Genomic DNA, 12,634 nt, shown 5'->3' on the forward strand with positions numbered 1-12,634 from the left:
CTCCCGGTCAAATCCAGACGTCAATCCACCGGAGGAAAGGCGGCCCCGGCCGATGGGAACGGGATTAGGCTCGCGGCATGAAAACCATGCCCAGTGAGAATCCGTCTCCCACGCAGCAGCTCTTCGCGGCAATCAATGGCTATTGGATCACCCAGGTCATCGGCACCGTGGCCCGTCTGGGGATCGCGGACCTGCTCGCGGGAGGCGCCCGCGACAGTGATTCGCTGGCGGCCGAGCTGGGCGTCCACCCGGGCGCCTTGTTCCGGCTGATGCGCGGCGGCATCACCGCCGGCCTCTTCGAGTCCCCCTCCGAGCGGACCTTTGCCCTGACACCGATGGGCGGAGGGCTGCGCTCGGACGTCCCTGGCTCGCTGAGGGCCGTGGCCATCATGCAGAGCGACAAGTCCCACTGGTTGCCCTGGGGACACCTTTCCGAGGCGGTTCGCACCGGAAGGGCTCCCGTGCAGGCCGCCCTCGGCACTGACATCTGGGAGCACTTCGTCCGGAATCCCGACGAGGCGGAGCACTTCGCCCAGGCCATGGGCAATCTGTCCGGCCTGGTGGCCAGCGAACTGACGCACCACATCGACTTCGCCCCCTTCGCCCGCGTGGCGGACATTGGAGGCAGCCACGGCGATCTGCTCGCGCAGGTGCTGCGCGCCCATCCCTCCTGCCACGGCATCCTCTTCGACCTGCCCCAGGTCACCGAAGGCGCGAAGACGGCGCTGGAATCCCGGGGCCTCGCCAGCCGGGTGGACGTGGTGGCCGGGAGCTTCTTCGAGCCCGGCATTCCCGCAGCCGATGCCTATCTGCTCAAACACATCCTCCATGACTGGGAGGATGACGCCTCCCTCACCCTCCTGCGCCGGATCCATGAGGCGGCCCCCTCCGGGGCACGGCTCTTCGTGGTGGAGATGGTGATTCCGGACAACCGGACTCCAGACCCCTCCCACTTGATGGACCTCAACATGCTGGTGCTCGCCGACGGGCGCGAGCGCACCCGGGACGAATTCCAGGCGCTGTTCACCGCCACCGCCTGGAAGGTGGAGCGCATCATCCCCACCCGGAGCGGGGCCAGCATCATCGAGACGGTGAAGGCCTGAGCGTTTGAACTAGAGTCGTGGGATGACCTCACGACTCCTGCTCCTGCTCAGTGTCTGTCTTCCCTTCACGGCTTTGGCCAAAGAGCCCAAGCCGCGGACCTATGACATCGTCATCGTCGGCGGCGGGAAGACCGAAGCCGAAGCCCAGGCCGCGCTCGACAAGCTGAAGCCCCAGGTGCTCTGGGTCCGGCTGTCGACCACCGGGTTCCCGGGCGTGTCGAAGTCGGATGACTATCCCGGCCTCAACAAGGGGCTGTACATCGCCGTCCTCGGCTTGTGCCCCAAGGGCGGCGACACGGACATCAAGAAGCTCATGAAGGCGGTGAAGGCATACGCGCCGGGTGCGTATTCCAAGAGCATCAAGGGCCAGTACGGCGACCCCTGCCCTCCCGATTCGGCCTTCCTGCCGCCTGACGCCGAGGAGAAGCCACTCCTGGACCGCATCGCGAAGGAGCCGGATTCGGCGGACGCCTTCTACGCGTACGCCGCGCACCTCAAGGAGGAGGGGCGGCTGGGGGAATCCCAGGCGGTGGTCGACGAGGCATTGCGGCTGAATCCGAAGCACACCGAAGCACAGTCCCTGACGCAGGTGCTGATGGTGCTGATGACGGATTGACGCCGGACTGCCCATTGAACGCTCGGGCCACGAAAGCAGGGAGCGAATCCCTTTCACCCGGCACAACGCTATACACTCCCGGGCATGGCCCTCGAGTCCCCTGCCCTGCGTGCGGTCATCCTCGGTTGTGCCCTGCTGTCGTCCTCCTGCTCCGACACGTCCGGGCCCCCGCCGTCCCCTCCTCCTCCCGAGGAGACCTGGGACGGAACCTATACGCCCCTGGTCGACCCGACGGACTGGGTCGACCGGGGCGAGTACGCGCCCTGCGCGTTCACACCGCCCCCGGGGACCGTCGTCGACTGCGACGACCCATCCCTCTTCGATCTGTCGAAGTGCGACCCCGCCTCGCTCGCCACCCTGGAGCCGCATGGCATCTACCAGGTGGACATGCGCCACGCCTCGGGCCTCGCGGACTTCGCCGGCATCCGGGTCCCCGAGGATGGCGGCACCGCGACCATGAACCACCTCCCGACGATGCGGAGCGCTCCGGTCACGCGGCAGCAGCTCCAGGGAGGCTTCCGAGTCTCCGCGCAATACACCTTCCGGGATACCGTCCGGAACCTGGTCTTCGCGGGCTGCGGCGTCACCGGGTCCGGGCTGGTGACGGGGTGTTTCGCCCGCTGCACCGATGGCAAGGTCGCCACCTCGGGCACCTTCGAAGCCGCGAGGATGACCTGGGCGCGGGGCGAGTCCGAATCCTCGGGAGGGCTGCGACTCCTCTCCGAGACCCATGTCCAGACGGTGCGCCCGGTGGATGTGTATGTCCACCGCGAGCACGCCTACGTCGTCTCCATTGACGACCCGGTCACCCAGGCACCAGGAGGGCTCGCGGTGGTCGACGTCCGTGACCCGAGCCACCCTGTCATCACGAAGCGGATCACCCTCCCGGGAGACTCGTACTGGAACGCGGCCTGGGCCAAGGACGATGCGCTCTACATCGCCAGCAAGAGCTCGGGCGTCATCGTCTTCGATATCACCCACCCCGAGGACCCGACCTTCGTGCGCAGCGTGCCCGGCCGCGGCCCCATCGATGTCCACACGATGTTCGTGGACGGCAACCGGCTGTATGCCGTGTCGCCGGGTCCCGCCCCCACCGGCGAGACACTCATCTTCGACATCTCCACGCCGCTCCAGCCCGTCCTGCTCAATCGCTTCACCGCCGCCGACACGACGTCCGCGATTCCCTCGGCGCATGACTCCTTCGCCTACCAGGACCGGCTCTACGTCAACCACTTCAGCGCGGGCTACGTCGTCTACGACGTGAAGGACCCCATGAGCCCACAGGAGCTGGGCCACTACACGTTCGAGTCCGACAACAGCTTCGCGACCAGTCACGCGAGCGCGGTGGGCACCTTCGCGGGGAAGACCGTCGCTTTCGAGGGAGGCGAGTACCAGGGAGCCCACCTGCGCGTGCTGGACGTCACGGACCCCACGAACATCCAGCTCATGGGGCGTTACAAGCTGCGCCCGCAGACCTCCATCCACAACATGATCCTCAAGGGCAAGCGGCTCTACATCGCCTACTACCAGGAGGGGCTGCGCGTGCTGGACGTCTCCGTTCCCCCCCAGCCGCGCGAGATCGCCTACTTCAACACGTTCCGCGAGTCCGACCTGCACCGGGGCGATGATCTGCTCGAAGGCGCCATTGGCATCCGCGTTCCCGGGGACGGCCACGTGTACGTCGTGGACACCTCACGGGGCCTGCTCATCTTCAACGAGCCCTGAGCTGGCGCCTCAAGGCGCTTCCTTGCACATACACCGGACATTCGATGCGCCCCTCACTGGCAGGTGGCGCGACAGCGTTCGGCCGTGCAGAAATCCGTCCCCTCCCGTCCAGAATCGAGGATGCCAATCACATGAAGCTCTTCTACACACCGGGAACCGGGTCGCTTTCACCTCACATCGCGCTGCGCGAAGCCGGTCTGCCCTTTCAACTCGAGCGGGTCAGCCTTCGCAACCAGCGGACGGAGACGGGCGCGGACTTCCAGGTCATCAACCCGCATGGCTATGTCCCCGTCCTGCAACTCGACGACGGCAGCTTGCTGATGGAGGGCCCCGCCATCCTCCAGTTCATCGCGGACCGGCTCCCGGAGCGTGGGCTTGCTCCGGCCCAAGGCACCCTGGAGCGCTACCGCCTCCAGGAGAAGCTCCACTTCATCTCCTCGGAGCTGCACATCCACTTCGCGTCCCTCGTCAATGAGGCCTACCCCGAGGCAGGGAAGCAATTCGCGCGCGCGCGGCTCGCCCAGCGCTTCAGGGCCCTGGAGCCCACCCTTGAAAACAGCCCGTACCTCATGGGTGAGCGGTTCACGGTCGCCGACGCCTATCTCTTCACCGTGCTGAGTTGGTGCGGCTATCTCAAAGTCGACCTGGGGCCATTTCCAGCCCTGCGCGCATTCCAGGCACGCATCCTGGAGCGACCGTGCGTCCAGCAGGCCATGAAGGCCGAGGGATTGTTGCGATGACAAAGCCCTCCGTGAGGCGCTCGGATTCAAGCAGCCGCAGTCCGAGCGCCCCGTTGTCCATTCCGACCCAGGCGCAACCACAAAGAGAGTCTTCTCCATTAAAAATCCGCCCATCCTGCAAATCAGCCCTTTCCGACCTTCACAGTCACGCGAAAGCAGACAACCCATGTTGATTGCAGCCTTCACTTGTAGTAAGTCAGTGTTCACCGGCTGACGCAGTGCCCGAGCAGCCGTTGACGCATCAAGCCATTCCATCAGTGGGTGCCAGGAGTTGGTAGGGGCACCGCTGACCGACGAAGGCGCTCGGGTTGCTGAGTGCTGTGACACGGGGGGGTCCATGCTTGAGAATCCAAAGCCAGATGGCCATCTGCCGCCGCCCGCGCTGGAGAGGGCCATTTTCGGCTTCATGGCCAGCCATGTGTTATTCGCAGCGGATGATCTGGGCTTGCTCGACAGGCTCGCTCAGGGAGGCACGCATGAGGGCCCAGCGCTTGCCTCGGAGGTGAAGACCGAGCCGCTTGCGTTGGACAGGCTCCTGACCGCGCTCGTCAGTCTGCAATTGCTCACGCGCGAAGGCGACGGGTACCGCATGCCCGACCCGGTCCGCCCCTTCCTGAGACGCGATAGCAGTCTCTACTGTGGGGGTGTCTTTCCCCTGCTGAAGAATTTCTCGACGCGGACCTTCCAGCACCTGGGCGAGGCCATGGTGGATGGCGCTCCCCAATGGAAGAAGGTGCTGCCCGGGGAAGGCGCGGCTCCCTTCGACATCATGTATCAGGATGCGGCGGCCCTGGAGCGCTTTGCCCGGGCCATGTGGAGCCTGGGATACCAGGCCGCCACGGAGCTGGTGGATCACCTGCGCCTGGAGCGAGGGGGTCACCTCGTGGATCTGGGGGGTGGCAGTGGTTCGTTCGCTGTCGCCGCGCTCCAGCGCTGGCCGGCGCTGACCGCCGAGGTCTTCGACAGACCCGCGATGGAGCCCACCGTGGCCCGGACGCGGAGCGAGTATGGGCTCTCCACCCGGCTGGGCTTCACCGGTGGCGATTTCTTCGAGTCCACGCTGCCTCGCGCGGACGTGTACGCGCTGGGCTTCATCCTCTCGGACTGGACGGATCTCCAGAGCGTCCGCCTGCTCCGCTCGGTCCACGCGGCACTGGCCCCGGGCGGCCGGGTCCTCATCCTGGAGCGCCTCTTCAACGAGCAGCGCACCGGGCCCCTGCCCACCGCGCTCATGGACCTTTGCATGCTGCTGGAGACGGGCGGCAGACACCGGAGCGCCTCGCAGTACCACGGCTTGCTGCGACAAGCGGGCTTCCTCCCAGGCCCCGTCCACCACTCCAGCTACGAGAAGCACATGGTTGTCGGCATCAAGGATTGACCCTTCCGCCGACTCCACATCCGCCAGACGAACGTTTGCCCGACTCGCGAAAGGCCTCGACGATGGAACACCACGAGTATCTGGTTCTGGGCGCAGGTCCCGCAGGCCTGCAGGCTGGTTACTTCCTCAAGGAGAACGGCCGGGACTACCGGATCCTCGAGCGAGGCTCCTCGCCGGGAACCTTCTTCGAGTCCTTCCCGCGCCACCGCAAGCTCATCTCCATCAACAAGGTCTACACGGGCCACGAGGACCCCGAGCTGAACCTTCGCTGGGACTGGAACTCCCTGCTGTCCAACAATCACGAAGGGCCGCTCTTCAAGGAGTTCTCACAGAGCTACTTCCCTCCGGCGGACACCATGCCCGCCTACCTTTCGGCCTTCGCCTCGCGCCACGCGCTGAACATCCAGTACGGCGTCAACGTCACCGTGATCCGGCGCAAGGAGCGCTTCGAGCTGAGCACCGCCGAGGGGAAGACCTTCACGTGTGACCGGCTCATCGTCGCCACCGGCGTGTCGCGGGAGAACCTGCCGGACATCCCCGGCCTGGAGCTCGCCGACCGCTATGGCTCCGTCAGCCTGGACGTCACCGAGTTCCGCAACAAGCGCGTCCTCATCCTCGGCAAGGGCAACTCCGCCTTCGAGACCGCGGACCACCTCATGGAGAGCGCGGCGGTCCTCCACCTGGCCAGCCCCAGGCCCATCCGCCTGGCCTGGCGCACGCACTTCGTGGGGGACCTCCGGGCGGTCAACAACAACCTCCTCGACACCTACCAGCTCAAGATGCAGAACGCGCTGCTGGATGCCCAGGTGCTCGGCATCAACCGCGTCGGTGACCACTACGAAGTCACCTTCCAGTACTCGCACGCTGGCGGCGAGGTGGAGACGCTGAGCTACGACCGGATCATCCTCTGCACGGGCTTCAAGTTCGACAACACGCTCTTTGACGAAGCCTGCCGCCCCGCGGTGACACCCTGCCGCCGCTTTCCCATGCAGACCAGCGAGTGGGAGTCGGTGAACGTGCCCGGCCTCTTCTTCGCCGGCACCATCATGCAGATGCGGGACCTGAAGAAGTACATGTCCGGCTTCATCCACGGCTTCCGCTACAACATCCGCTCCCTGAGCCGCATCCTGGAGTCCAGGTATCACGGCAAGCCCTGGCCCATCTCCCGGGCCGTCTCCGGGCAGGAGGAGATCACGGACTGGCTGCTGGACCGCATCAACACCACGTCCTCGCTCTGGCAACAGCCGGGCTTTCTGTGTGACGTGCTGGAGCTGACCGGTGGCGGGCAGGGCGTGGGGCGCGAGGAGTTCTCCGTCGACTACGCGCGTGAGCACCTGGCGCTCCAGGGCACCGGGCTGCTGATGCTGACGATGGAGTTCGGGCACTCGGCGGGCGCCGATCCGTTCTCCAGCGAGCGCATCCACCGCGGCGACGTGAACCGCGCCAAGGAGAGCGCCTTCCTCCACCCCATCGTCCGCCACTACGTCGACGGCCGGCTCGTCGAGGAGCACCACGTCATCGAGGACCTGGCCGCCGAGTGGCGCGAGAAGGAACACGTGCAGCCCCTGCGCGACTTCGTCCAGCGGGTGCTTTCGCAGCCCGCCTTCGCGCCCCCGTCCCGCCCTGCCCTGCTGGCATCCCACTAGCCCCGCACCCCGTCCGAGGCCGCCATGATTGATTTCCATGTCCATGCGGGTGACTTCTTCCGCCTTCGCGACGACATCCAGGGCCTGCTCACACGCCGCCCCCTGGAAGAAGGGGAAGACATCACCCGGCTGTTCACCGAGCCGGCCGAGCTGGAGCGCTACCTGCGCCGCCATGGCGTGCAGCGCGCCGTCATGCTGGCCGAGTGCGGGCCGGGCACGAACTTCTCCATCGACAGCGAGATGATCGCCGGCAAGGCACGCGGCTCGGACTTCTTCATCCCCTTCGGCAGCATCAACCCGAACTTCCACGATGCCCGGAAGGAGTTCGAGAAGAGCCTCGCGCTGGGCGTCCGGGGCTTCAAGTTCTACCCGGCCGACCACTCCTTCGACCCGTACACCCGGGACATGTGGGACGTGTATGGCGAGTGCGAGCGCGGCGGACTCCCCATCATCTTCCACACCGGCCACACCTCCCAGCGTGACGCCGAGCAGAAGAACATCCAGCCCTCGGACTTCGAGCGCATCGCCCGGGGCTTCCCCCGGCTGACCATCGTCCTCGCGCACGCGGGCAAGCCCCTCTGGTACCAGGAGGCCCGCGAGCTCGTCCTTCGCCACGAGAACCTCTACGTCGACACCGCGCTGGTGCCCCTGCTGGAGCTGACCACGGTGCTCGGGGACCTTCGCGACATCCGCCACAAGGTGGTGTTCGGCTCTGACTGGCCGGTGGTCGGCAGCTACAGCAAGCTCATGGGGCAGCTGGAGCAGGCCCACCTGCCCCCGGACATCGCCAGCGACATCCTCCATGGCAACGCGGACCGCATCCTCTCGCGTGCCGGCAGGGCCTGAGCCGTTCCTCGAAGCAGCCTCACGTCCGGAAGGGTCGCCCCATGTACCGAGACCTCCATCCCGTCACGTACTACTTCTATCCGCTGCTCCAGGGTGACTATGCCCCGGGTGCCCACAAGGGTCTGCTCGACTCCATGCTGGACACGGAGGTGGCCCGGCCGGCGGAGAGCCTGCTGTACGTCCACATCCCGTACTGTCACGACCTGTGCCAGTTCTGTCCCTTCCACATCAAGATCGCGAGCGGAGAGGACGTCTACGAGCGCTACACCACCAGCCTCTGCCGGGAGGTGGAGCTGCTGGCGCGCCGCCCCGCCATCGCCCAGCGGACCTTCTCCGCGGTGTACTTCGGAGGAGGCTCGCCCTCCATCCTCCCCGTGGCGCACATTGGCCGCATCCTGCAGGCCATCCACCGCCACCTCCGGCTCACCGCCGACGCGGAGATCAGCTTCGAGGGAGAGCCCCGGACGCTGGGCAACCCTGAGCTGCTCGAGCTGCTCAAGGAATGGAAGGTCAGCCGCCTGAGCTTCGGGCTGCAGACGTATGACGAGGTCCAGCGGCAGCGGTTCCGCATCGTCGCGACGCTCAAGGACGTGGAGCGCGTCACGGCGAATGCCCGGCGGCTGGGCTTCCACGACATCAACGTCGACATGATGTACGACCTGCCGGGGCAGAACCTCACCACGCTGAACGACGACCTGGCGGCCCTGCGCGCCGCGGACTTCGACAGCGTGGACTACTACAACCTGCACTACTACGCGTTCCCCAAGAAGTTCCGGGCCGCGATGGATGCGGGAACGATTCCGGCCAAGCCGGGCATGGACATGCACATGGCCATGACCGAGCACATCCGCTGGCGCATGCGGGAGCTGGGTTACAACGACGTCGCGGACCAGGTCTTCTCCAAGTACGACAAGGTCTGCGAGTACTTCCGGCTGCTCTGGGGCGGCGGCGAGGGCGACCACACGGCGGAGACCGTGGCCGTCGGCGCCTCGGCGCGGGGCTACCTGAGCGGCGTCGCGTACATGAACACCGGCGAGGTCAACACCTACTGCTCCATGCTGGAGCAGGGGCAACTGCCCGTGGCCAAGCTTTCCGGCCAGCTGGCGCGGCCCGAGAACCGGGGCGCCGTGTTCATGCCCAAGTTCTTCCGCATCTCCAAGAAACACCAGGCCGCCATCGACACCATCCCCGCGGACGTGTGGAAGGCCTGGCAGGAAAGCGGCCTCATCTACGAAACGCCCGGCACCTGGGAGCTGAGCGAACGCGGCAAGCAGTGGACCCCCAACATGATGCTCGACGCCTTCGAGTCCTCCCAGCGGGAGGTCGCGGGCGTCTCCCTGAACGCGCTCGAAAAGAAGCCTGGCGTGCGCACGGGCACCTTCTGACCCCGACCCCCCATCCATGAGCACCGGAACCCAATTCAAGGACCTCTTCAACAGGGAAGCCATCCTCGACCTCGGCAAGCGCGGCGCGGTCGCCGTGCCCGGGCTGAACGCCCAGGTCTTCGTTCGCGAGGCCAGCCAGGGGCTGGAGTCGATGGAGATGAAGGACCGCGTCCGCCACCTCGCGAGGACGCTGCGCCGCCACCTCGCGGAGGACTACCCCACCGCGCTGCGCCAGCTGGAGGTCATGGCGGGCTCCGAGCAGGGGCACCTGACGCCCCTGCGCGGCTTTCGCATCTGGCCGCTGTGCCACTTCGTGGAGGAGTACGGGCTGGACCACCTGCACGACTCCATGCGCGCCATGCGCATGCTGACGACCCGGTTCACCTCCGAGTTCGCCATCCGCCCCTTCCTGCTCCGCCATCCGGAAGGGGTGCTCGAGTACCTTCACCGGTGGTCGCAGGATCCGGACGAGGCGGTGCGCCGGCTCGTCTCCGAGGGCACGCGCCCGCGCCTGCCCTGGGCCCAGAGGCTGCCGGCCTTCCAGAAGGATCCGGCCCCGGTGCTCGCGTTGCTGGAGAAGCTCAAGGCGGACCCCGCGCTGTTCGTCCGCCGCTCGGTGGCGAACAACCTGAATGACATCGCCAAGGACCACCCCGACACCGTGGTGAGCGTTGTCCGCCGGTGGGCCAGCGAATCACCGGGTCCGGAGACGCTGTGGCTGGTCCGCCATGCCAGCAGGACGCTCGTCAAGCAGGGGCACCCGGGCGCGCTCGACGTGCTCGGCTTCACCCCCAAGCCCCGCCTGGAGCTCAAGGCCTTCAAGCTGTCGTCGAAGGCCGTCCAGCTTGGCGGAGAACTTCAATTCCACATCGAGCTGCACTCCAAGGCGCGTGGCGACCAGAAGCTGGTCATCGACTATCGCATCCACCACCGCAAGGCTTCGGGAGAGCTGTCCCCCAAGGTCTTCAAATGGACCACGCGCCAGCTGGCCGCGGGTGAGCAGGTGGCGCTCAAGCGCGTCCACAAGATCCATCCCATCACCACGCGCCGCTACTACGCGGGCGAACACCTGATCGAACTGCTCGTCAATGGCGAGCCGCTCGGCACCCGCGAGTTCATGCTCAGCGTTTGAGCCCCCTCCCTCAGCGCAGTCCCACCCCCACCCAGCAGGAGCCGTTCCACACCATGTATCTGACCTTGTCCGACCAGGCGCAGTCCGCGAGCATCCCCCCCGAGAGGCTCCACGCGAAGGTGACCTCCACTGTCATGGGCAACCTGGCGGCGAACTTCGTCACCGTGTCCCGGACGTCGCCTGGCCCCACCTCCGTGCCGGTGACGTCGGTGCTCGACAACCTGGTTCACGACACGGGCTCGGCCGTGCTGCTCATCGCCTTCCAACTGGACGCGGGCAAGGGCGAGCCCGAAGTGCGCCGCTACGTGGAGGCCCGGGCACCGGCGCTCGCCAGGCATGGCGGCAAGGTGCTGCTGAGCGGGCTCACGCCCCGCCGCGACGGCTGGCAGTACGACGGCTTCGAGTTGGTCCAGTTCCCCGCCCCGGACACCATCCGCACCTTGATGGGGGACCCCGAGTACCGCACGCCCTCCATCCAGGAGCTCTCCAAGATCTTCACCGGCAGCTTCGCCATGTTGCACGTGGCCGTCAGCTGACCCTTCCCTCGCTCCAGGGAGGCCGGCCGCCGTCCACCGGCCTCCCACCGCCCACGAAGAGACGCCCTCATGCCTGCCGTAGCCCCTGGCCCCTTTGGCCACCTGCTGCTGGGAAACGCCCGCGAGTTCCGGGACCACCCGCTGGACCTCATGATGAGGTGCAAGCGGGAGCATGGGGACGTCGTCCGGCTCCGGATGGGCCCCGTGAACCTGTATCTGCTCTTCCACCCGGAGCATGTGGGCCGGGTGCTGGAGGGTGGCACCTTCGGACGCAGTGACGTCGCGTCGCTGTTCGACCCCCTGCTGGGGGGAAGCATGATCATCGCCGACGGCGAGCCGTGGCGGCGCCAACGGCAGGCCCTGGCGCCCACCTTCGCCCGGGAGCGGCTGAAACAGCTCGCCGGACGGATGCGCGAGTCCGCGCTGGGGCTGGTGGCCCGCTGGGAGCAGGCCCGGATGCAGGGACGGGAGATCGACGCCCAGCAGGAGATCACCCGCTACGCCCTGGACGTGATGGCCATCTACCTGGTGGGGCGTACCTTCGACGCGGAGGAGTCCGCGACCATCTCCCGCGCCTGGTACGTCTGCCTCCAGAGCATGGCGGACCGCCTCTCCGCCATGGTGCCGCTGCCCGCGTGGCTGCCCACGCCCAGCATGCGGCGGCTGGTGGCCGCGACGGCGGACATCTCCCGCATCATCCTGAAGCACGTCCAGGAGCGCCGCCAGGAGCTGAAGCCGGAGGACCGGGGCGACTTCCTCTCCATCCTCGTCCACACCCCCACCCCCGAGGGCCGCAAGCTCACGGACGCGGAGATCCTCGCGGAGGCCAAGGGCTTGTTCCTCGCGGGCTTCGACACGGTGGCATCCGCGATGAGCTGGACGCTCCACGCCTGCACGACCCACCCCGAGGTACAGCGGAAGCTTCGCGCGGAGGTGCGCGCCCTGCCGGACGGCGGCGGAGGGGGCGCCGCCACGGCGGACATGCCCTACTTCCGCCGCGTCTTCAACGAGGCCATCCGGCTCAACCCGCCCCTGTGGATCGTGGACCGCAAGACCCAGGAGGACGTGGAGCTGGGCGGCTACATCCTGCCCAAGGGTTCCAACATCATCACCTGCCCGTACGTCACCCACCGGGACCCGGCGTGGTGGGAGGACCCGCTCCGCTTCGACCCGGATCGCTTCCTCCCGTCCCGTTCGGAGCACCGCCCGCGCTACGCGCACTTTCCCTTCGGGGGCGGCCGGATGAAGTGCATTGGCGTGGGCATGGCCATGATGGAGGCGCAGATCCTCTTCGCCGAGTTGCTCCCCCGCTTCCGCTTCGAGCTGTCTCCCTGGCACCCCGTGGAGCTGGAGCCCACGCTCGTGCTCCGGGCCCGCGGCGGGCTCCACCTCAGGCTGTCCGCGCCGTCGGATGACGGCCCCGCCCTTTCCCAGACACAGCCCCCATCCGCCCTGGGCGAGACCGGCTGACACGGCCGGCCCCACGGCGTCAGGTCCCCACCGTTGTTGTTGTTGTCCAACCCAAGG

At 67.0% G+C, this 12,634-nt stretch carries 11 protein-coding genes; all 11 read left to right on the top strand.

The window, feature by feature from the left end:
* Positions 1-77 precede the first annotated feature (77 nt).
* The 11 genes from D7X30_RS26895 (at position 78) to D7X30_RS26945 (ending at position 12,577) form a co-directional block, all read left to right on the top strand.
* Positions 78-1,103 (top strand): methyltransferase, encoded by a 1,026-nt coding sequence (locus D7X30_RS26895; protein WP_120565828.1) that lies wholly within the window; start codon positions 78-80, stop codon positions 1,101-1,103.
* A gap of 22 nt (positions 1,104-1,125) precedes the next feature.
* The gene (locus D7X30_RS26900; protein WP_120565829.1) at positions 1,126-1,719 is read left to right on the top strand and encodes a hypothetical protein; all 594 of its coding nucleotides are present in this window, start codon (positions 1,126-1,128) and stop codon (positions 1,717-1,719) included.
* An 84-nt stretch (positions 1,720-1,803) separates the two neighbouring features.
* Entirely contained in the window at positions 1,804-3,444 is a 1,641-nt protein-coding gene (locus D7X30_RS26905; RefSeq protein ID WP_120565830.1) for an LVIVD repeat-containing protein, read from the top strand.
* Between the two features lie 131 nt (positions 3,445-3,575).
* A complete protein-coding gene (gstA, locus tag D7X30_RS26910) occupies positions 3,576-4,184 on the top strand; it encodes a glutathione transferase GstA (protein WP_120565831.1) in 609 nt (202 codons plus the stop codon).
* 337 nt (positions 4,185-4,521) lie between these two features.
* The gene (locus tag D7X30_RS26915) at positions 4,522-5,562 is read left to right on the top strand and encodes a methyltransferase (protein ID WP_120565832.1); all 1,041 of its coding nucleotides are present in this window, start codon (positions 4,522-4,524) and stop codon (positions 5,560-5,562) included.
* A 62-nt stretch (positions 5,563-5,624) separates the two neighbouring features.
* Positions 5,625-7,208 carry an NAD(P)-binding domain-containing protein gene (locus D7X30_RS26920; protein WP_120565833.1) on the top strand — a complete coding sequence of 528 codons (1,584 nt, stop codon included), beginning with the start codon at positions 5,625-5,627 and terminating at the stop codon, positions 7,206-7,208.
* Positions 7,209-7,232: 24 nt separating this feature from the next.
* Positions 7,233-8,054, top strand: a complete 822-nt coding sequence (locus tag D7X30_RS26925; RefSeq protein ID WP_120565834.1) for an amidohydrolase family protein — start codon at positions 7,233-7,235, stop codon at positions 8,052-8,054.
* A gap of 41 nt (positions 8,055-8,095) precedes the next feature.
* The gene (locus D7X30_RS26930) at positions 8,096-9,439 is read left to right on the top strand and encodes a coproporphyrinogen-III oxidase family protein (protein WP_120565835.1); all 1,344 of its coding nucleotides are present in this window, start codon (positions 8,096-8,098) and stop codon (positions 9,437-9,439) included.
* A 16-nt stretch (positions 9,440-9,455) separates the two neighbouring features.
* Complete coding sequence (locus tag D7X30_RS26935; protein ID WP_120565836.1) at positions 9,456-10,571, top strand: DNA alkylation repair protein; 1,116 nt, start codon at positions 9,456-9,458, stop codon at positions 10,569-10,571.
* Between the two features lie 53 nt (positions 10,572-10,624).
* Positions 10,625-11,107 (top strand): DUF1330 domain-containing protein, encoded by a 483-nt coding sequence (locus D7X30_RS26940; RefSeq protein WP_120565837.1) that lies wholly within the window; start codon positions 10,625-10,627, stop codon positions 11,105-11,107.
* Between the two features lie 69 nt (positions 11,108-11,176).
* Positions 11,177-12,577, top strand: a complete 1,401-nt coding sequence (locus D7X30_RS26945) for a cytochrome P450 (RefSeq protein WP_120565838.1) — start codon at positions 11,177-11,179, stop codon at positions 12,575-12,577.
* Positions 12,578-12,634 lie beyond the last annotated feature (57 nt).

Origin of the sequence: Corallococcus sp. AB011P, from assembly GCF_003611605.1 — a bacterium.
GTDB classification, from domain to species: domain Bacteria; phylum Myxococcota; class Myxococcia; order Myxococcales; family Myxococcaceae; genus Corallococcus; species Corallococcus coralloides.

Excerpts from the sequence above, each read along its gene's own strand:
- D7X30_RS26925 (WP_120565834.1), top strand. The coding sequence starts at position 7,233 with ATGATTGATTTCCATGTCCATGCGGGTGACTTCTTCCGCCTTCGCGAC.
- D7X30_RS26940 (WP_120565837.1), top strand. The coding sequence starts at position 10,625 with ATGTATCTGACCTTGTCCGACCAGGCGCAGTCCGCGAGCATCCCCCCC.
- gstA (WP_120565831.1), top strand. The coding sequence starts at position 3,576 with ATGAAGCTCTTCTACACACCGGGAACCGGGTCGCTTTCACCTCACATC.
- D7X30_RS26920 (WP_120565833.1), top strand. The coding sequence starts at position 5,625 with ATGGAACACCACGAGTATCTGGTTCTGGGCGCAGGTCCCGCAGGCCTG.
- D7X30_RS26905 (WP_120565830.1), top strand. The coding sequence starts at position 1,804 with ATGGCCCTCGAGTCCCCTGCCCTGCGTGCGGTCATCCTCGGTTGTGCC.
- D7X30_RS26945 (WP_120565838.1), top strand. The coding sequence starts at position 11,177 with ATGCCTGCCGTAGCCCCTGGCCCCTTTGGCCACCTGCTGCTGGGAAAC.
- D7X30_RS26895 (WP_120565828.1), top strand. The coding sequence starts at position 78 with ATGAAAACCATGCCCAGTGAGAATCCGTCTCCCACGCAGCAGCTCTTC.
- D7X30_RS26930 (WP_120565835.1), top strand. The coding sequence starts at position 8,096 with ATGTACCGAGACCTCCATCCCGTCACGTACTACTTCTATCCGCTGCTC.
- D7X30_RS26935 (WP_120565836.1), top strand. The coding sequence starts at position 9,456 with ATGAGCACCGGAACCCAATTCAAGGACCTCTTCAACAGGGAAGCCATC.
- D7X30_RS26915 (WP_120565832.1), top strand. The coding sequence starts at position 4,522 with ATGCTTGAGAATCCAAAGCCAGATGGCCATCTGCCGCCGCCCGCGCTG.
- D7X30_RS26900 (WP_120565829.1), top strand. The coding sequence starts at position 1,126 with ATGACCTCACGACTCCTGCTCCTGCTCAGTGTCTGTCTTCCCTTCACG.